We start from the raw sequence: 18,522 nt of genomic DNA on the forward strand, positions 1-18,522 counted from the left end.
AAAATGGTATACTAAAGTTACAAGGATAGGAAGTAATTACAAGTTTTCTAGGTCTACATAAAATCGTACTTTTATAGAAAAGGTGAATAGTCGATGAAGAAAAAACTACAGGTTTTCATCTCCTCAACATATACTGATTTAATTGAAGAAAGGCAAGCTGCTGTTGAAGCGGTACTTAACTCAGGACATATTCCAGCAGGAATGGAGCTATTTAAAGCTGGAGACAGATCTCAGAAAGAAACTATTAAACGTTGGATTGATGGATCAGATGTCTATATGTTGATTCTAGGCGGTAGGTATGGATCCATAGATGAAGAAACAAACAAAAGTTATACTCATTGGGAATACGATTATGCAGATACTGCAGGTAAACCAAGATTTGCAATTGTAATTGATGATGGGACTCTGGAACAAAAAGTTAGAGAAAACGGAATAGATGTATTAGAAAGAGAGAATTATCAAGCCTATAAAGACTTTAGAAAGACTGTTCTGAGCAAATTATCAAAGTTTTACAAAGATACTAAAGATATTAAACTTGCTATTTATGAATCAATTAAAGAGTATGAAAAAGATGACACTTTAATTGGGTGGATATCTGGTGAAGAATTTAACAATTTAGCAACTTTACAAAAAGAGCAGGCCAAACTTTTAATTGAAAACAAAAGAATTAATGAGGAATTATTAAAGTTAAAAGAGAAGGCTAATGCAGAGGAGAAGGTAGGTAGGTTTACTTACCATGAATTGAAAAATTATTTAGCTATAACATTATTAGATATTCCCGATTATGCACTAGAGGATAGAGAAAGCCGAGTAATATCCTTGCTTTCTGCTCTAAAAAAATTTCGTAACACATTATCGTTGGGTATTGTTAACAATGGCACTCTTAAAAACAATAAAAAATTTTTGTATTATAGACTAGCTCCTAAATTGTTAAGTTTTGGACTGGTTGAAAAAGTAGGATCTGGTGGCTCATTTCAGAGAATTCAACTTTCAAAAGCAGGGAACGAATTCTTAGCGAAAATGGAGTTAGAAAAGTTTCGTGAGAGTGTAAGTTAAAATAAAATCAATCTTTTATGGAAATGAGGTACTCAACTGTTTTCTAAGGAATACAAACCAATCCAGGGTATGAGGGGTTATATGAGATAGCAATGGACGGATCGGTTAGAAGCTTGGAGCGATTCGGGATAGACGGCAGGCGTCTTAAAGGTAAAGATAAAACGCTATATGAAAAACCTAATGGTTATCCTTCTGTAAAGTTGACGAAGGGCGGAAAGACTTTTAGCAACAATATTAAGTATCTAATTGATAAAATATTCAAATAAAACCAATCTTATAACGAAAGGTGAATTTTCATGAATAAAAGATTGCAAGTATTTATATCCTCAACATATACTGATTTAACTGAAGAAAGACAGGCTGCAGTTGCAGCTGTCCTTAATGCTGGACACATACCCGCTGGTATGGAATTGTTTAAATCCGGTGATCAGTCACAAAAAGAGACAATAAAAAATTGGATTGATGAATCGGATGTTTATATGTTAATTCTTGGTGGTAGATATGGATCGATTGATGAAGAAACAAATAAGAGTTATACGCATTGGGAGTATGATTATGCAGAGAGTGTAGGAAAACCTAGATTTTCAATTGTAATTAGTGATGAAGCTCTGGATAAAAAAGTAAAAGAAAAAGGGCAAGATGTTATTGAAAGAGAACATTATAGTGAGTATAGACAATTTAAAGATACAGTATTAAGTAAAGTATCAAAATTTTATAGTGACACAAAAGATATTGAGTTAGCAGTGTTTGCATCGCTCAAAGAATATGAGAAAGATGAAAAGCTTGTAGGCTGGGTGTCTGGAAATGAAGTTGAAAGTTTAAAGAAAGTTAAAGAAGAAAATTACTCCCTTCTTAAAGAGAACTCAATTATCAAGGAAAAACTTGCTAAATTAGAAAAGAAATTCACAAAAGAAAATGAATTTGATGGATATTCATATAAAGATATTTTAACTTATTTAAATAATATAAAATTGAGTCTTCCTGATATAAATTATTACGAAGAAGTTAAGAACAGAGAACAATCTCTATTTAAGCTTTTTTATGTACATAGAAGCAATTTTACAATTGGAGTTGAAAATAGCGGTAATATGAGAGAATATGAAAGATTTTTATTTTTTGATGTTGCTCCAAAACTCATCCCGTTTAATCTTCTTGAAAAAACCAAGGTAGCTGCAAAGCCTTACCAAAGAATACAATTGTCAAAAAACGGTCAAAAATTTATTGCTAAATACGAGATGGAAAACTTAATAAAGTAAATGAACTACGATTTTAAAGGGAAATGTGAAACAAGTGGAGGTGTTGATTTGAGCATCAATCAAAAAGCGTTAGACAGTTACGCTTATACATTGGCATTTTCAAGTTTGTCATATGGTCTAATCTTTGGTCTATATATGTTTGTTTACTCTGGTTTTTTGGCAATCGCGCTAGTTACTATTGGCATCATAGGATTATACGCTTTAATCACTTACTTGGTGTTTGCTGTCCCTTTGCAAGTGTGGCTAAGAAGAAGGCCAGAAAATTCAGCAGTTTGAACAATTTTTTAATTTATATTGCAGTAGCCTTTTTAGCTATGTTTTTGTTCTGGACTGTTGATTATCGGCCAAATGCTCTTACTGTATTCAGAAGCTTAAATTATTACATTCTGAGTATTGTTGCAGGTCTTATTTATTGGTTTTGGGACTCCATATTCCTACGAAATTAACATATTAAATTAAATTATGAATTTCACACCGTTTACAACAAGTAAGAAGGCTGCTGATCCAAACAGTAAATATTCGGACAGTTTTTGTTTGCTTAATATCGCTTCAACTCCGACTAATGATAAAAGGGCGGCAACAAATAATTGCACAACAATCAACAATAATTCATTTTGATTGAACAATGAGTATATGCACAAGACTAATGCAATGCAAGAAACCGAAATTTTTGCAACTTTTAGCAAGGTATCACTCCTTATGCGGTCATGAATTAACCTTAACACGATACGCGTCTTAATCCGAGAGCATAAAGAATCAAGATAAAAGAAGTGTTTTAAACAAAAAGAGCATTAAACTAAATGCTCTTTTTCATACCGCATCGCCGACATTCACGCAAGAATATTCCACTCTTCACAGAGCTTTTGAACAAAGTGTAATCACAATTGTCGCAGCGGCCGTTACAAAATTATTTAAAAGAGGTTGATTTATGCCTTTGCTTGATTATTTTTATGTGCTGCAGTTTGAAAACAAGGAATACTTCAAATCATTTAAGTTAGATGAGGACGGTTATATGACATCTAACGACCTCCACCGGGCTTCTAAATTGCAAACAATGTATGAAGTCATTGAGGTAGCCAGTGAGCTTAAAACAAGGTGTAATGTGCAATGTGAGGTAAGGGAAATCCAAGTCGTAAAGCGTTAGGAGTAATAGTTGTGTGACAACTTTCATGCAAGATTTATAAGAAGCAATTAATTTGGAATAAAAAATAGGAGACAAAGGGATGAAGAGAAGTTTAATAAACAGGAAGATAGATAAGGATATACAAAAAGAATTTAATGCAATTGGAAGGTTAATGGATTCGTTTGTAGATTATGGAGATATTATGTATAAACGGCTATATGACGAGTGTGGTGATAATGAGCTTAATGCACCTCTATTTACTCTTTTAGCCCACATATTAAATATGGTGGATGGAGCAGCCATTATGAGTAAAAAAGGTGCTTCAGAAGGAATGATACCACTATGTAGATCGATGTTCGAAGCAGCACTGTACTTTGAGTATATGTACACAGAACCGAAAGATAAGGGGGTTATAGCTTATCAGGTTCACAGCTGTTACCAGGAAATCAAATTAAGAGAAATGTTCGATTCAAGTACCAATAGTGGGAAAAAACACAGAGAAATCTTCACGAATGAATTTCCTAACTTTGATGAGGTACAGAGTATACCTGTGTCAGAATCGTGTAAGCATTTATATAATTTTTTGAAGAAAAAAGAGGTTCAAAATGTTAAAGATGCGTGGGATAAGAAAAAACCAAAAAATTGGTACTCACTTTATAGTAATCTGAGGAATTTAAGAGAGCTTGCCAAATATTTAAATGCTGAAGCACGTTATGTCTTCTTATATAAGCGAGCATCAGAATTTATACATGCAGGGGCAACTATGAAAAATATTAAAGTAGGAAATGATGCTGGGGGGATATCACTAAGGAATTTTGAAGAAGTGCCATTTTACAGTTCAATGACCTTCACTATTATAACAGAAATTTTTATGTTAATTGGAAAAGAGGAATTTGCCTTTTGGTATATAAACAATGCGAAAAAGCAGGTTGAGAGAACATCTAGGTTGAATATTAATGTTGAGTATGAAATAGCAAAGCTTTAAAAATAGGATAGTAAGATAATCATTTTATTTCATAGCGAGGTTGTATATATGGGGCAGGATGGAGGAAAGTTAGTATTTAAAAGTTCAAGGCATGCTGATATAGCAGGAAAATTTGGTGAACAAATGATTCTTTTTTATTTATCCAGCAAGGGGTTTGAGTGTGTGAAATTTGATTATGTGGGGATTGATATCTTTGCTAGAAGTGAAGAGGGTGAAAACTGGGGAATATCAGTTAAATTTAAATCTCTAGTTGACTGAAAGCCCAGCATTGGAATTACTCAGAAAGCTCTTGAATCGTCTGAAAAAGCCTGTGAAAGATTAGGTTTCAAACCATTTATAGCTACAGTTTTTGAAAGAGGAGCAGACTTAATTGTCTTTTTTTGTTCAATAGAAATTTTTAAAAATATTGCAAATAAAAGTAAAATGAAGTATAGGCTAGATCTTAGAGAAGAGTCATGGAAAAGGTATAAATCTAATCCACATCTACAATTCTTCTGTTACACAAGGAACAATTTAAAAAGTAAATGGTTTGAATAAAATTTAAGGAAGAATATAAATTGGTTGTTAAAGAAATTGTAGATCTTTTAAAAGGGGGGACCCAACAGTTAGTAGGTTATATTATTTTTAGCCTGTTAGGAATCATAGTGTTTCAATTTGATTCATTTAGGGATATGAAGGTTAGTGAACCTTCATTAATTTTAATATTGTTATGCTTAGGCGCATTTAGTATGTTAATTTCTGTTCTTGGGATAAATTATTTAAACAAACTTGTTGCAAATAAAAAAGAAAAGAAGGAGAAAGAAAATCAGATATCATACCTTCATAATTTAACAAAAATAGAAAAGAGTATACTTGGGGAGTTTATTTGGAATAAGTCTAAATGGCTCCCTTTACATAATGCAAATGGATCAGTTAAAAAACTAGAGAGCATGCAATTAATTCGTCAAATAAGTGAGCATCCTTTTGAGGAATCAAAATATGCATTCATAATAGAAGATTGGGTATATGAATATTTAAATGCAAACAAAGAATTATACTGGGTGTCAGCAAGTGAAATCTTTAAATGATAAAAAACGGAGAGTTCTGGAAATGAAAAATAATAATATTGACATGAGCAGTTTTATTCAAGGGGTTAAAAGCATAGAAGAATCAACAGAAACTATACATACTGCAATATCAAAATCAATTCAGCCACTGGTTAACCTATCTATAAGTATTAGAGAACACTTTAAACGCCCAGAAATACAAGAATCATTGACTAGAATAGCAGAAGGATTTATCGAAACAAAAGAGGACATTAAAAATTATAAAAAGGTGATATTTCTTCTGGGGTATCCACCTAGTGAAAGTACAGATATTCTTTTAATGCGACAAATAGGTCGTGAATATGTTGAAAACGGTGAATCTAATTTAAAAAGTATTATAGATGACATCATGAAAGACCATTACAATGCTCAAAGAATTGATGAAATTAAAAGGCATTGGGAAAATTATAGTCTTTTAAAAGAAAGACTGCCTTTATTAAGACAATCGTTAAATGCACATAATCTCGGAATGTTTGCTATATCCGTCCCCTCTATTCTGTCACAAATGGAAGGTATAGTAATAGATGGTTTTGATATTAAACAGAGAGTAACCGGCTCGAAATTTAAAAAGCTTTTAAAAATTTTATTTAATATTGAAGATGACGAGGATAGTAAAGGTGATGAAAATCCGTTCAACTTTGATAATATCATTGGAAAGTTTTATTTAAATTTTATATTGGAACAGTTTCAACATGGACAAGAAAATCTTTCAGATGTTAGTCGCCATGCGATTCTACATGGAGGAGCTAAACCGACTATGTATGCTAAAGAAGAAATTTCATTGAAAATGATAATGATGATGGATAACTTACTTTATAGAATCAATAATTTAACACAAGAAAAGAAAAATGAGGCTCATGTTATTTTAAGTTAATTTATGTTCTATATAACGGTTGAGTACGGTTTTATACTGTACTCAATAACTGAATAAAATAAGAATTTTAAAGATATTTATTTTGAATTGGAGGCTCGGTTACATCCCACAGTTACCCCGATTGTCAATTCTTATTTTTCTTTTTCAGAGTCCTTTCAAATAACAATCTTGCAACTTCTTTGTAAAACTGATCTAAGCTATCATCCTCAAATTTTTGGTCAATAATTCTAATTGAGCAGTTCTTTCTTAGTATAACCTTAATTGTTTTCTTCTTCAGTTCTTCATATTCTTCATAGATTTGCTTCCCTTCATTAGACAAGCGGCAGCACAATAATTTCACAATCTCTACTGTATATCTCCTTTATAGAAATGGTTCAATGGGAAATCATTGCAGATATTACTCCATCTGAATTAGAAACAAGAATTGTGATCCTGCGAAAAAAGGATTAGGATATGGTGGAAGAAGACCACTTATAATGTGTTTCTAGGTATTTGTAATTAAATTACAAATACTTTTAATATTCACTCGTGAATTCGTGTTATTATACTGAAGGGGACGATCAAAAGCTTTGGCGTTAGTAATTAAGAATGTTTTAAATGTATACGAGTGCTACCTCAAAGTCGGAAAAAATATTATAGGAGGTAACATATGTTTAAGTTTAAAAAGAATTTCTTAGTTGGATTATCGGCAGCTTTAATGAGTATTAGCTTGTTTTCGGCAACCGCCTCTGCAGCTAGCACAGACTACTGGCAAAATTGGACTGATGGGGGCGGTATAGTAAACGCTGTCAATGGGTCTGGCGGGAATTACAGTGTTAATTGGTCTAATACCGGAAATTTCGTTGTTGGTAAAGGTTGGACTACAGGTTCGCCATTTAGGACGATAAACTATAATGCCGGAGTTTGGGCGCCGAATGGCAATGGGTATTTGACTTTGTATGGCTGGACGAGATCGCCCCTCATAGAATATTATGTGGTGGATTCATGGGGTACTTATAGGCCTACCGGAACGTATAAAGGTACTGTAAAGAGTGATGGAGGTACATATGACATATATACAACTACACGTTATAACGCACCTTCCATTGATGGCGATCGCACTACTTTTACGCAGTACTGGAGTGTTCGCCAGACGAAGAGACCAACTGGAAGCAACGCTACAATCACTTTCAGCAATCATGTGAACGCATGGAAGAGCCATGGAATGAATCTGGGCAGTAATTGGGCTTACCAAGTCATGGCGACAGAAGGATATCAAAGTAGTGGAAGTTCTAACGTAACAGTGTGGTAACAGATCATCTTTAATCAGGGGTAGCTAACGGGCTGCTGATCGTTCCTTGAGAAGTTTTATAATCAATGATTATTAAAATCGTTAGTAATGGTTAAAGGTTGTTTTCTACTAGGTGAACGGCCTTGCAATTGCTGGAGGTAGGGTATTCTCCATCTGGTTTTATAACTTTTCCTATAGGTTAATAGAATGGTATTTAAATGAGAATGTTATCAATTTTTGTAGTCAGCGCTTGCTCACAACAGACACCTTACATAACCCTTCTTTATCAAACATAAGCCTTATTCAAAATAAAAATATCTAGTAGTTAACCAGATCCTCATAACTTTATACTAGTTAAAGGTGGGACTGTTAAGAACAAAAAATCTAATTTATGAATGGGGACTCTACGAACAAAGCAAGTAAGTTCAAAAAGAACCCAACTTTAGGATTTCCTTAGAGGATTGAATCAGCTCAAACCAAGTTTTTTAATGCGACTAGCTATGGAAATTAAGAAAAGAACCTGGGCAATTTCACCAGGTTCTTTTTATATTGCACAAAAACAGACACGGTGATATAATCACACTACGTGCGCTTTCTAGTTAAAAAGTTATAGATATCCATCTTATAATCTTATTATATCCTGCTAGGAAGCTCTTGTCAATATTTTTTTTGAAGGGGAGATGTAGAATGAGTTCTTTGGTTCTCGGTTTACCTGAAATTGAAAAAACACAGCTTTCGCTCGTTGGAGGAAAAGGGTTACATTTAGGGGAATTATCAAAAATTCAAGGTATACAAGTACCAGAAGGATTTTGTGTCACAACAGTAGGATATCAAAAAGCCATCGAACAAAACGAAACGTTACAAGTGTTGTTGGATCAATTGGCGATGCTAAAAGTTGAGGACCGAGATCAAGTTGGTAACATCAGCAGAAAGATTCGGCAAATCATTATGGAAGTAGACATCCCTTCCGATGTTGTGAAAGCTGTGGCTCAATATCTCTCCCAGTTTGGCGAGGAACATGCCTATGCCGTGCGTTCTAGTGCAACTGCTGAAGATTTACCACATGCTTCTTTTGCCGGTCAACAAGACACCTATTTAAATATAATCGGCGTCGATGCAATCTTGCAGCATATCAGTAAATGCTGGGCGTCCCTATTTACGGATCGCGCGGTTATTTACCGTATGCAAAATGGATTTGGCCACAGCCAAGTCTATTTATCCGTTATCGTTCAAAGGATGGTTTTCCCTCAGGCTTCGGGGATTTTATTTACCGCTGATCCGATTACCTCCAACCGAAAGGTGTTATCCATCGATGCCGGTTTTGGACTTGGTGAAGCACTGGTTTCTGGCTTGGTATCTGCCGATTGTTATAAAGTACAGGATGGGCAAATCATCGATAAGAGAATAGCAACTAAAAAAATGGCTATCTACGGACGAAAAGAAGGCGGAACAGAAACACAGCAGATCGATTCTGATCAGCAAAAGGCTCAAACATTGACTGATGAACAAATTTTACAGCTGGCACGCATTGGAAGAGAGATCGAAGCTCATTTCGGCCAGCCGCAAGATATCGAATGGTGTTTGGCCCGCGATACTTTTTATATTGTACAGAGTCGTCCAATCACTACTTTATTCCCCATCCCTGAAGCGAGTGACCAAGAAAATCACGTCTATATTTCTGTTGGTCATCAACAAATGATGACGGATCCCATAAAACCACTGGGATTGTCTTTTTTTCTGTTGACGACTGCTGCACCCATGCGTAAAGCCGGTGGAAGGCTATTTGTTGATGTCACACATCATCTGGCATCCCCTGACAGCAGAGAAGTTTTCTTAAAAGGCATGGGGCAGCACGATCAGCTCTTAAAAGACGCACTTATGACCATAATAAAGCGACGAGATTTCATAAAGTCGATACCAAATGATAAAACAGCACCAAATCCCAGCAGAGGCAATGCAGATATGCCGGCTCAAGTTGAAAACGATCCGACAATCGTGTCTGATTTGATTGAGAGCAGTCAAACATCGATAGAAGAGTTAAAACAAAACATCCAAACGAAATCAGGATCAGATTTATTTCGTTTTATTCTAGAAGATATCCAGGAATTAAAGAAGATTTTATTTAACCCAGAAAGTTCGGTTGTGATTCGAACTGCTATGAATGCTTCATTATGGATTAACGAAAAAATGAACAAGTGGTTAGGTGAAAAAAACGCAGCAGATACGCTTTCTCAATCTGTACCCCATAATATTACTTCAGAAATGGGTCTTGCGCTATTAGACGTCGCAGATGTGATTCGTCCTTATCCAGAGGTAATTGATTACTTACAACATGTAAAAGATGATAACTTTTTGGATGAACTAGCTAAGTTTGATGGCGGAAGCAAAACCCGAGACGCGATCTATGATTATCTCAGCAAATACGGAATGCGATGTACCGGAGAAATTGATATTACAAGAACTCGATGGAGCGAAAAACCAACTACACTTATCCCAATGATTCTTAATAATATCAATAACAGTGAGCCAAATGCCAGCCATCGGAAATTTGAGCAAGGGCGACAGGAAGCTTTGAAGAAAGAGCAAGAGTTATTAGATCGATTAAAGCAATTACCGGATGGTGAACAAAAAGCCAAAGAAACAAAACGAATGATAGATATCATCCGGAATTTCAGCGGGTTTAGGGAATATCCAAAATACGGCATGGTTAATCGATACTTCGTTTATAAGCAGGCTTTAATGAAAGAATCCGAACAACTCATAGAAGCGGGCGTTATTCGTGAAAAAGAAGATATATACTATCTCACTTTTGAAGAACTTCACGAAGTCGTACGCACACATAAACTGGATTATCAAATCATCAGTACACGAAAAGACGAGTACAAATTATATGAAAAACTATCTCCACCACGTGTTATCACGTCTGATGGTGAAATCGTTACAGGTGAGTATAAACGAGAAAATCTCCCAGCCGGAGCGATTGTAGGTCTACCTGTTTCCTCCGGAGTGATAGAGGGGCGAGCGCGTGTCATTTTAAACATGGAAGATGCTGATCTAGAAGATGGAGATATATTAGTTACCTCCTTTACCGATCCAAGCTGGACACCATTGTTTGTATCCATAAAAGGCCTAGTCACCGAAGTCGGGGGGCTGATGACCCATGGAGCTGTTATAGCCCGTGAATATGGCTTACCTGCAGTTGTTGGCGTTGAAAATGCTGCCAAGCTGATAAAAGATGGGCAACGAATTCGCGTTCATGGTACAGAAGGCTACATTGAAATCTTATAATGTCTGATGTGTGTAGAGAGCCATCAGATATTCCCCACCAGCCCTAACTAGAAGTTGGGAGGCTGCAATTGTACCGAATGATAAAGTTCCCGTTGAACTAACGAAGATCGATAGCACATTAAGAAAAGCTGGAACCTCTTGGAGGAGGTCTGGCTTTTCTATATAAAATTGGCGTAGTGTGCAAAAGCCGCATTTTGCGGGCGGCGCTTCTTTAAAGTGAATTGTTTATTACCAGCATTTAAACTTGTATTTGTGCTTAAAACAAGAGAAAAAGGAGCTAAAAAGCTCCTTTATAAATTTAAACAACTTTTGTATAAATAGCCGTGTAAAACCCGATTGAGTAATCAAAATAATGACGTGTAAGCGTATAAGTATAACCGTTGTATTCTATTGTTGGCAAAAAGTCCATTGGCAGAGGACTAATGCGGTATATAGTGTCATAATCATATTCATCACTTTTTACTGCAACCTCAGACGAAGTGCCAGCAGCCAATGCGGGAACCGCGGATATGAGCATGCCAAAGGATAAAGCAGAACACGATAAGATTTTCCTAATCTTCAATTATATCAACTCCATTTACAATTTATACATATATTATGTTGTGATTGGAAGTTATTTTGAAAGTGAATAATGGATCATAAAAAGTAAAAATCTCGATTTTAGCGGAATAAGAGTAAGGGTATGGTTCGAAGGCAACCACATACGAACATTTGAGAAAGAACAAAAAGAAGTAGATCCGTTTGGTGAATGTCCCTGTTGTTTATCTTAAAGATCAAAAAGAGTTTAAAATGGCAGGTATTATATTAATGACAGCCACAATATTGCTATTTACGAAAACAAAGAGATGAAGAAAAAATTGGTTCAGGTAGTTTTATCATTATAGATAGAGGTGGCCCAAAAGCAGCCTAGAAATAAGCTTAAACAAAAAATCCTCCCAAAAAGGGAGGATTACTATTACATATTAACTAAAGTGTAAGTCAATGAAACAATGAATAAAAAATACGAAATATAAGATATTGCTTTTGAAGAACTTGTTTTATGTTTTTGGAATGTATAGATAAGTGCAAAACCCAAGAAGAAAACTGTTACAAACCAAGAAGTGTATTGTGGAAAGAGGGCGACCACCAATACCATGATTGTTGAAAAAATAAATGAAGAGTAATGAGTTACTTTATGATCATCATTCAATGAAATCACCTCTACGAATTTTTACCCGATTTAGTCTATGTATTAACAGCTTGTAAAAGATTCAATATGAGAAAATGAAGAAGTTTCTGGATAGGTTTACACTACAGTTTATTGATATGTAGTTATGGAGTGAGATTGTTAAACATGACGGGAGGGAGAAAGGTTGCCGGAAATTGGAGTAAGCTTGATAGTGCTCATTATTTTTCTTGCAGGCTGCAATAAAAGTGAACAAAACGGTGACGAAACAAAGATGCAGAGCCTAGTAGGCTATGTCGTGCTTAAAGACAATGAAAGAGCAATTCTCATTACCGATACAAAAGCTCCAGTAAAAGAAGATTACGATTTTTCTGAAGGACAACTTATGAACAATTTTAAAAATAACATAGTAATTGTAGGATTAAGTGAGATTGATAACACAGATGATCTCAAAAGAGGTGAAAAAATAAAAGTGTGGTTCCATACACTTAAAGAGTCAAATCCACCAAGTGCAACGATACAAAAATATGAATTATTATAAAAAAAATTGTTGAATTCTCATATAGATAACCTCTGAGACAACAAATGTTGTTCTATTGCATTGAAACTGCCAGTGACCAATATCAAGTTCAGTTATGTTAATTCAAGTGGTTTGATATGTTAGTGTCTTCGAACGAGACGAAATATTGGGAAGAGAGTCCGAATATCAATGAGTATTACAAATTGGTCACAGAATAAGAGACTTAAGAGAGTTGTCTGCATTGTATGTTTACTTGAAGGAGAAGAAAATGGATTTTAGGGTGCTTAATCTTAATTCTTGTCAGGTCAAACTTTACTTGTTCCATAGAATGAAAACTTGCCGTTAATTATAATAACGTTTAATTTTGTGGTGTTTAAATATATGATTCTAGAGGTCTTATGAAAGAACCGTTCATCAAAAAATGAACGGTAGGAGTTAAAAAAGTAATGTCTTTTCCTTTGTGGCAAAAGGCTAAACACTTTATTTGAGATCGTTAAGGACGACTTTTGCAGCCTCAGCGATAAGAGCATTATCATAATTAGCATCTTTCGTAAAGCGGTTTGACAGAATTGCCACAACAATAGGAGCTCTGTTTGGCGGCCAAACGATAGCAATGTCGTTTCGTGTCCCGTAACTTCCGGCTCCGGATTTATCGCCGACTTCCCACCCTATTGGAGTGCCTGCCCGAATCAGTTCGTCACCAGTAGCATTGCCTCGCATCCAATCGGTTAAGATCATGCGTTTGTCAGTCGTGAGAGTGTTATCTAAAGTGAAGGCTTTAAGATCGGTTGCCAGTGCTTTTGCGGTGCTGGTGTCACGAATATCACCAGGAATCGCAGAGTTTAGATCCGTCTCGAATCGTTTAGCTTTCGTTACATGATCCCCAATCTGTTTCAGTGACTTTTCAAAACCTTTAGGGCCGCCAAGCTGTTGCAACAAGATGTTCCCAGCGGTATTATCGCTGTAACGGATAGCCGCTTCCGAGATTTCTTTTAGGCTCATGCCTGTATCTAGGTGTTTCTCTGTGATTGGAGAATATGTAACAAGATCGTCCTTGCTGTAGTGGATGACTTCATTAAGTTTTTCAATTGAGTTTTTCTTCAGGACAGCAGCTGCGGCTAGAACTTTATAGGTTGATGCGTAAGCAAATCGTTCATTCGGCCGATAGGCGATTGTCTTGTTTGAACCTATATCAATTGCATAAACACCAAGCCTGGCATCAAATTTTTTCTCAAGTTGAACAAATTTTTTATTCGTTATACAGCTTGCCATGTTTGTGTCTTCTATGGATTTTGCTTCGGCATGTGTTGAGTTGAAAAAAGGTGTGAAACCAGTAATGCTTAAACATAAAAGCCCAACACATATTCCGAATTTTATTGACGCTTTAGTTTTCAACTTCATCAGGCCTCCTCATTCAAATGATTTTGTATTACCTTTGAAATGTTTCCCATGACAGTTAGTGTAACAAACCCCTTTGCGCTAGTAAACATAGAATCAATTGATCTTATATTTTTATAAGTTGGGAGAACAAGGGCATAAGAATAGAATCAACAAAAAAGCTGACAATGACTGTCAGCAAAGTCATCTATTAGAAAGCTTTATCAATTGTGATTGGAGTGTTATTGGATGCAAACGAGAAAAGTTTATCTCTACGTATTTCACACAATGTCAGACTGGGAATATGGATATTTAATTGCGGAACTAAACTCAGGGAGATACTTTAAACAAGATGCAGCATCTTTAAAAGTAGTTACAGTAGGGGTTAATAAAGAAATGATAACTACGTTGGGAGGATTAAGCATAAAACCAGATATTTCTCTTGACGAATGTACTCTTGGGAGTCAAGATCTTATCATTTTACCCGGAGGAAACACTTGGGGAGAAGATATTCATCAGCCGATCTTGAAAAAAGTTGGCGACGCTTTAAAGCTCGGCACGACTATTGCTGCAATTTGTGGGGCAACCTTGGGCCTCGCGAATGAAGGATACTTAAATTCGAGAAAGCACACAAGCAATGACCTCGACTATATGAATATGGTCTGCCCTAATTACAAAGGAGAAACATTCTATGAAAAGGGGCCTGCAGTATCTGATGAAAATTTGGTTACTGCATCAGGAATTGCTCCTCTGGAATTTGCGGTAGAAGTATTGAAAAAATTAGATGTATTTGCACCAGATACATTGCGTTCATGGTATAAGCTAAATAAGACTCAAAAGCCTGAATATTTCTTTGAGCTAATGAATACAATAAATCGATAGAAAACACTTTAGCAGTTTTTTGTAGTGCTCCTGAACTTATAGGAGCATTTTTTATATGTGTCTAGGAGCTAAATAAAGAAATGCAGAAACTTTTAAAAAGAATATAGATTGGTAAGCCTTATTTCGAATAGAGTTTGATTTGGGTTAAAACTGTTCTTATTAAGGCTCATTTCATGGTGCTAAAGATTCATTTGGAGAAGACTGTCTTGATCAGAAAAGACCCTTCCAATATATTGAAGTAAAAGATATCGGGAGGAACTCTTTTGAAAAAGATGTTGATGTTAGCTTTTACATTTCTTTTGGCTTTGACTATCCATGTAGGGGAAGCTTCGGCCGTTATCGTGAAAGATGAGGAGAAAGTGAGTTTTACAATGACAGAGAATGAAAAATGGTTTATGAAGTCTGATGACCTAAATTCAAACCATTGGACATCTCACTTTGGGTACAGATTCACCATTTTCGATACTGAAGGATGTACAATTAACGCAAGAATCATGCGAATGACTTTGTCAGGATATGAAATAACCGTTAGTGAAAAAAACTTCTCGGGGGATCATTTTGATTTTAGTGCAACTGATCGAGTTGAGACGATGCCTTATAAGACTCATTATTTGATTTTGACAAAAGATCCAGATTGCGGAGATGTTAAAGTAAAAGGTCTATACGGTTTTCAGTTTGATCAGCCAGAATGGTAATAAAAAAGTATCTGGATTCTCACCAGCCTAAACGCCAGCCAAGCTAATGTCTACATGCAGACATTAGCTTTTTTCATTGTTTAATAGGCTGTCGTCAGGATTCTAGAAGACTTTCTCGTAATAGTCTTCTCCTGTCACATGAAGCCCAAATGACAGGGGAAATGTATATCATTCACACTTTCCGTCGTGAAAATGTAAATGTATTCATAAAAATCCCGCAGCATATCAGCAGTGCGCCGAGGATAATATTGATGGTGATCTGTTCGTGCAATTGCAGCCATCCAAAGAATAGGGCCAATACGGGAACAAACATTAATGCCATGGATGCTTTTGACGCTTGGATTTGATTGAGCACCCAAAACCATACGACAAAGGTAAAGCCGGTGGAAAGCAAGCCATTAAACAGCAATGACCACACCGCCTGATATGTCCACTCGGCTGAAGGGACCGCCTCAAATATAAAGGAAAACACCAATAACATGACGGCTCCCATCATAAGGTGCCAGGCATTCATGTGAATAATATCGATATGCTTGAATTGTAGCTTGCTGAACACATTCGCGATTCCCCAGCTAAGCGCTGCCACAAGTACGCACAGCTCCCCAAATAAAGCGCTTTGATCGATATTGAGCATTTCCTTTCCAAATATAAATAACAGTCCGAAGAGGCCGCAGACCAGTCCCATCGTTTTATACACATTCATTTTCTCGTTTAATGAAAAATGGCTGATCACCGTAACAAATATAGGCATTGTATATACCAAAACAGAGGTTTTCCCTGAATCGACAAACTGCATTCCATACGTCAAAATCCCCATATAGCCCAGCCCCATCAACAGGCTCATGATGATATAGCTTTTGAGATGTTCTTTTTGAATTGAAAGCTTTTTTCTTTGGATGAAGAGAATGAGAAATAAAGGAACTGCTCCGATGAACAGGCGCAAACCCGAAAATAAAAGCGGGGGGATGTCATGAATTCCTACTTTCATCGCAACCCAAGTATAACCCCAAATAAGTGTGACAGATATGATTCCCAGCATAACTTTTACCATAATGAAGCCGCCTTTCTTGTTAAAATATCGTGCTGGTTTCTATCATATGTTACATTTATGTATAACTGAAATACATTTTTATTATTGGGGGTATAACCAAATGGTTATGAACATGAACCATCTTCACATATTTGTAAAAGTTGGGGAGAAATTAAATATTACAGAAGCGGCAAAAGAATTGTTCATCTCTCAGCCGGCGGTAAGTAAAGCGATAAAAAACCTGGAGAGCTCACTGCAGCTCAAATTATTGATCAGGGATAAACATCATGGTTTAATGCTGACTGACATCGGAAAAGAAATATTGCTGCTGGCGAGGCAAATGAAGGGAATTGAAAGCAAAATATATCAAGTAGCCAACCGGGAAAACAAGCTGTTAAACGGGAAGGTGAAAATTGGTTCATTTCCTGCAGTTTCAACAAATATCATGCCACAGGCGATTGCGGCATTCAGATCAAACTACCCGCTGATCCGCATAGAATTGATCGAAGGAACCTCTGACCAAATAAAAGGATGGGTTGAAGATCGGACGGTTGATATCGGGATCGCAGCATCTCCATTTGAACCGTTTGAAAATCAGCTATTGTGTAACGACTATATGGTGGCCGTCATCCCGCCGCAGCGTGACGAATTAAAACTTGAAAAGCATGTCGACCTTGAAACATATCAAGATGACCTCATTTTTTGTAAAGGCGGTCATGAAATCGCGATGTCAAACGCATTTTCGCAATACAACATCGAATTAAAGGAAAACTTAACTGTGCAAAATGCCGAAACCTTGATTAATATGGTCAAAAATAACTTGGGTATCGGCATCATTTCAAACTTTACACTTTCATCCGTCCCGCATCAATTGATTAAAAAGGACATCTTTCCTAGGGTCACACGCGATATTGGCGTCATCGCACATTCATTTGAAGAGATAACGCCGGCGGCGCATGAGTTTGTCAAAGTGTTGAAAGCAGTTGTAATCTGAATCAGTTATCGTGTTGCGATGAAATTTGAAGAAGATGAATACTCACCGGCAGAGTTACATAAAAGAAAAAAGCAACCATTTGAACGTTGCTTTTCACTCTATTTGGGAGCTTGTATGCGTATGCTAAGAAAAAGATTCATCCATCTCTGCCTTTGTGGGACTCTGCTCCTTAACTTGTTTTAATGATGCTACTATAAGAAAGCTAACAATCACTAGCAAGAGCCATGAACTTACCTTTCCAAGGTGTACGAGACTCCATGTATCGATTTGGTTTGGATATTTCCAAGCTCCAAAAAACGTAGCGATATTTTCCGCTATCCATATAAAAAATCCGATGAGTATAAAAGAAAGTGCGAGCGGCATACGGTAACGAGCTCCATTCACCTCGTATGTAACCCATGTTTGCCAAAAGACAATGATGACAAGCCCTGATAACCACCATCGAATGTCTATAGAAAAATGGTGGGTGAAAAAATTCAAATAAATCGCTGCGGCAAGCGGAACAACTGCAAAAAAAGACGGCCACTTAACCAGTTCAACCTTAAGCCTTCTCCATGCCTGGCACAAATAACTGGCTACACTTGCGTACATAAAGCCGCTATACAAAGGTACTCCAAATATTTTGGAGTATCCTTCTTCTGGATAAGACCAGGAGCCCATATGGACTTTAAAAAGTTCCAGAGCAAGCCCAATAAGGTGGAATAATGTGATCACTTTTAATTCATCCCGTGTTTCAAGACCGGAACGCACCATCCACAATTGCATGAGAACGCAGATAATGAGCAGCCAGTCATATCGCGGCAAGAAGGGCAGTGGGATGATTTGCGTAATAGCCAAAGAGGCAAAAATAACGGCAGGAAACAAACATGAAAGGGCTTGTTCCCAGCCAAAAAGAACGATTTGTTTTATTGCTCTCATGATG

At 36.4% G+C, this 18,522-nt stretch carries 20 protein-coding genes and 3 pseudogenes; 16 read left to right on the forward strand and 7 right to left on the reverse strand.

From position 1 onward, the window contains the following. Positions 1–93 precede the first annotated feature (93 nt). From SB658_RS19460 to SB658_RS19475, 4 genes and pseudogenes are all read left to right on the forward strand, one after another. On the forward strand, positions 94–1,056 hold the full coding sequence (locus SB658_RS19460) for a DUF4062 domain-containing protein (protein ID WP_124048208.1): 963 nt from the start codon (positions 94–96) through the stop codon (positions 1,054–1,056). Positions 1,057–1,106: 50 nt separating this feature from the next. Further along, a complete protein-coding gene (locus tag SB658_RS19465) occupies positions 1,107–1,322 on the forward strand; it encodes an NUMOD4 domain-containing protein (RefSeq protein WP_350308379.1) in 216 nt (71 codons plus the stop codon). A gap of 30 nt (positions 1,323–1,352) precedes the next feature. Then, positions 1,353–2,312: a DUF4062 domain-containing protein gene (locus SB658_RS19470; RefSeq protein WP_144500925.1), complete on the forward strand. Its 960-nt coding sequence runs from the start codon at positions 1,353–1,355 to the stop codon at positions 2,310–2,312. Positions 2,313–2,447: 135 nt separating this feature from the next. Next, positions 2,448–2,758, forward strand: a pseudogene (locus tag SB658_RS19475) (UPF0715 family protein). Positions 2,759–2,767: 9 nt separating this feature from the next. Here the strand turns inward: SB658_RS19475 and SB658_RS19480 are convergent. After that, positions 2,768–2,998, reverse strand: coding sequence for a hypothetical protein (locus SB658_RS19480; protein ID WP_124048210.1), 231 nt, complete (start codon positions 2,996–2,998; stop codon positions 2,768–2,770). Between the two features lie 110 nt (positions 2,999–3,108). Then, a pseudogene (locus SB658_RS19485) lies at positions 3,109–3,210 on the reverse strand (DUF8096 family protein); the annotation flags it as partial. A 30-nt stretch (positions 3,211–3,240) separates the two neighbouring features. On the opposite strand from SB658_RS19485, the gene SB658_RS19490 reads away from it, so the two are divergent. The 7 genes from SB658_RS19490 (at position 3,241) to ppsA (ending at position 10,937) form a co-directional block, all read left to right on the forward strand. Then, positions 3,241–3,456: a hypothetical protein gene (locus SB658_RS19490; RefSeq protein WP_124048211.1), complete on the forward strand. Its 216-nt coding sequence runs from the start codon at positions 3,241–3,243 to the stop codon at positions 3,454–3,456. A 79-nt stretch (positions 3,457–3,535) separates the two neighbouring features. Next, a complete protein-coding gene (locus tag SB658_RS19495; protein ID WP_124048212.1) occupies positions 3,536–4,420 on the forward strand; it encodes a DUF5677 domain-containing protein in 885 nt (294 codons plus the stop codon). 48 nt (positions 4,421–4,468) lie between these two features. Next, positions 4,469–4,678 carry a hypothetical protein gene (locus SB658_RS19500; protein ID WP_124048213.1) on the forward strand — a complete coding sequence of 70 codons (210 nt, stop codon included), beginning with the start codon at positions 4,469–4,471 and terminating at the stop codon, positions 4,676–4,678. Between the two features lie 299 nt (positions 4,679–4,977). Further along, positions 4,978–5,487, forward strand: coding sequence for a super-infection exclusion protein B (locus tag SB658_RS19505; RefSeq protein WP_124048214.1), 510 nt, complete (start codon positions 4,978–4,980; stop codon positions 5,485–5,487). Positions 5,488–5,509: 22 nt separating this feature from the next. Further along, positions 5,510–6,379, forward strand: coding sequence for a hypothetical protein (locus SB658_RS19510; protein ID WP_124048215.1), 870 nt, complete (start codon positions 5,510–5,512; stop codon positions 6,377–6,379). A 649-nt stretch (positions 6,380–7,028) separates the two neighbouring features. Continuing rightward, entirely contained in the window at positions 7,029–7,670 is a 642-nt protein-coding gene (xynA, locus tag SB658_RS19515) for an endo-1,4-beta-xylanase XynA (RefSeq protein WP_015251938.1), read from the forward strand. A 666-nt stretch (positions 7,671–8,336) separates the two neighbouring features. Beyond that, positions 8,337–10,937: a phosphoenolpyruvate synthase gene (gene ppsA / locus SB658_RS19520; RefSeq protein ID WP_064911719.1), complete on the forward strand. Its 2,601-nt coding sequence runs from the start codon at positions 8,337–8,339 to the stop codon at positions 10,935–10,937. A 298-nt stretch (positions 10,938–11,235) separates the two neighbouring features. On the opposite strand, the gene SB658_RS19525 is transcribed toward ppsA, so the two are convergent. Further along, entirely contained in the window at positions 11,236–11,499 is a 264-nt protein-coding gene (locus tag SB658_RS19525) for a hypothetical protein (RefSeq protein ID WP_064911718.1), read from the reverse strand. Between the two features lie 393 nt (positions 11,500–11,892). Next, complete coding sequence (locus SB658_RS19530) at positions 11,893–12,126, reverse strand: hypothetical protein (RefSeq protein WP_074794570.1); 234 nt, start codon at positions 12,124–12,126, stop codon at positions 11,893–11,895. A gap of 163 nt (positions 12,127–12,289) precedes the next feature. Between SB658_RS19530 and SB658_RS19535 the strand changes: the two genes are divergently transcribed. Continuing rightward, a complete protein-coding gene (locus SB658_RS19535) occupies positions 12,290–12,643 on the forward strand; it encodes a DUF3221 domain-containing protein (RefSeq protein WP_064911717.1) in 354 nt (117 codons plus the stop codon). Positions 12,644–12,750: 107 nt separating this feature from the next. Beyond that, positions 12,751–12,840 (forward strand): annotated as a pseudogene (locus tag SB658_RS19540) (SMI1/KNR4 family protein); the annotation flags it as partial. Between the two features lie 262 nt (positions 12,841–13,102). Here the strand turns inward: SB658_RS19540 and bla are convergent. Next, complete coding sequence (bla, locus tag SB658_RS19545; protein ID WP_032721994.1) at positions 13,103–14,023, reverse strand: class A beta-lactamase; 921 nt, start codon at positions 14,021–14,023, stop codon at positions 13,103–13,105. 225 nt (positions 14,024–14,248) lie between these two features. Here bla and SB658_RS19550 point away from each other — a divergent pair, with 225 nt between their 5' ends. Next, positions 14,249–14,881, forward strand: coding sequence for a type 1 glutamine amidotransferase family protein (locus SB658_RS19550; RefSeq protein WP_003231388.1), 633 nt, complete (start codon positions 14,249–14,251; stop codon positions 14,879–14,881). 263 nt (positions 14,882–15,144) lie between these two features. Next, positions 15,145–15,576 carry a hypothetical protein gene (locus SB658_RS19555; RefSeq protein WP_004399438.1) on the forward strand — a complete coding sequence of 144 codons (432 nt, stop codon included), beginning with the start codon at positions 15,145–15,147 and terminating at the stop codon, positions 15,574–15,576. Between the two features lie 172 nt (positions 15,577–15,748). Here the strand turns inward: SB658_RS19555 and SB658_RS19560 are convergent, their stop codons facing one another. Continuing rightward, complete coding sequence (locus SB658_RS19560) at positions 15,749–16,627, reverse strand: DMT family transporter (RefSeq protein WP_004399570.1); 879 nt, start codon at positions 16,625–16,627, stop codon at positions 15,749–15,751. 100 nt (positions 16,628–16,727) lie between these two features. On the opposite strand from SB658_RS19560, the gene SB658_RS19565 reads away from it, so the two are divergent. Continuing rightward, positions 16,728–17,600, forward strand: coding sequence for a LysR family transcriptional regulator (locus SB658_RS19565; RefSeq protein WP_004399248.1), 873 nt, complete (start codon positions 16,728–16,730; stop codon positions 17,598–17,600). A gap of 123 nt (positions 17,601–17,723) precedes the next feature. Here SB658_RS19565 and SB658_RS19570 read toward each other — a convergent pair whose 3' ends face one another. Continuing rightward, a complete protein-coding gene (locus tag SB658_RS19570; protein WP_032721992.1) occupies positions 17,724–18,518 on the reverse strand; it encodes a DUF817 domain-containing protein in 795 nt (264 codons plus the stop codon). Between the last annotated feature and the right edge of the window lie 4 nt (positions 18,519–18,522).

It is taken from the genome of Bacillus sp. SIMBA_008 (assembly GCF_046535495.1).
Taxonomy (GTDB): Bacteria; Bacillota; Bacilli; order Bacillales; family Bacillaceae; genus Bacillus; species Bacillus subtilis.

Excerpts from the sequence above, each read along its gene's own strand:
- SB658_RS19560 (WP_004399570.1), bottom strand. The coding sequence starts at position 16,627 with ATGGTAAAAGTTATGCTGGGAATCATATCTGTCACACTTATTTGGGGT.
- SB658_RS19565 (WP_004399248.1), top strand. The coding sequence starts at position 16,728 with ATGGTTATGAACATGAACCATCTTCACATATTTGTAAAAGTTGGGGAG.
- xynA (WP_015251938.1), top strand. The coding sequence starts at position 7,029 with ATGTTTAAGTTTAAAAAGAATTTCTTAGTTGGATTATCGGCAGCTTTA.
- SB658_RS19460 (WP_124048208.1), top strand. The coding sequence starts at position 94 with ATGAAGAAAAAACTACAGGTTTTCATCTCCTCAACATATACTGATTTA.
- SB658_RS19490 (WP_124048211.1), top strand. The coding sequence starts at position 3,241 with ATGCCTTTGCTTGATTATTTTTATGTGCTGCAGTTTGAAAACAAGGAA.
- ppsA (WP_064911719.1), top strand. The coding sequence starts at position 8,337 with ATGAGTTCTTTGGTTCTCGGTTTACCTGAAATTGAAAAAACACAGCTT.
- SB658_RS19495 (WP_124048212.1), top strand. The coding sequence starts at position 3,536 with ATGAAGAGAAGTTTAATAAACAGGAAGATAGATAAGGATATACAAAAA.
- bla (WP_032721994.1), bottom strand. The coding sequence starts at position 14,023 with ATGAAGTTGAAAACTAAAGCGTCAATAAAATTCGGAATATGTGTTGGG.
- SB658_RS19470 (WP_144500925.1), top strand. The coding sequence starts at position 1,353 with ATGAATAAAAGATTGCAAGTATTTATATCCTCAACATATACTGATTTA.
- SB658_RS19500 (WP_124048213.1), top strand. The coding sequence starts at position 4,469 with ATGGGGCAGGATGGAGGAAAGTTAGTATTTAAAAGTTCAAGGCATGCT.
- SB658_RS19550 (WP_003231388.1), top strand. The coding sequence starts at position 14,249 with ATGCAAACGAGAAAAGTTTATCTCTACGTATTTCACACAATGTCAGAC.
- SB658_RS19570 (WP_032721992.1), bottom strand. The coding sequence starts at position 18,518 with ATGAGAGCAATAAAACAAATCGTTCTTTTTGGCTGGGAACAAGCCCTT.
- SB658_RS19510 (WP_124048215.1), top strand. The coding sequence starts at position 5,510 with ATGAAAAATAATAATATTGACATGAGCAGTTTTATTCAAGGGGTTAAA.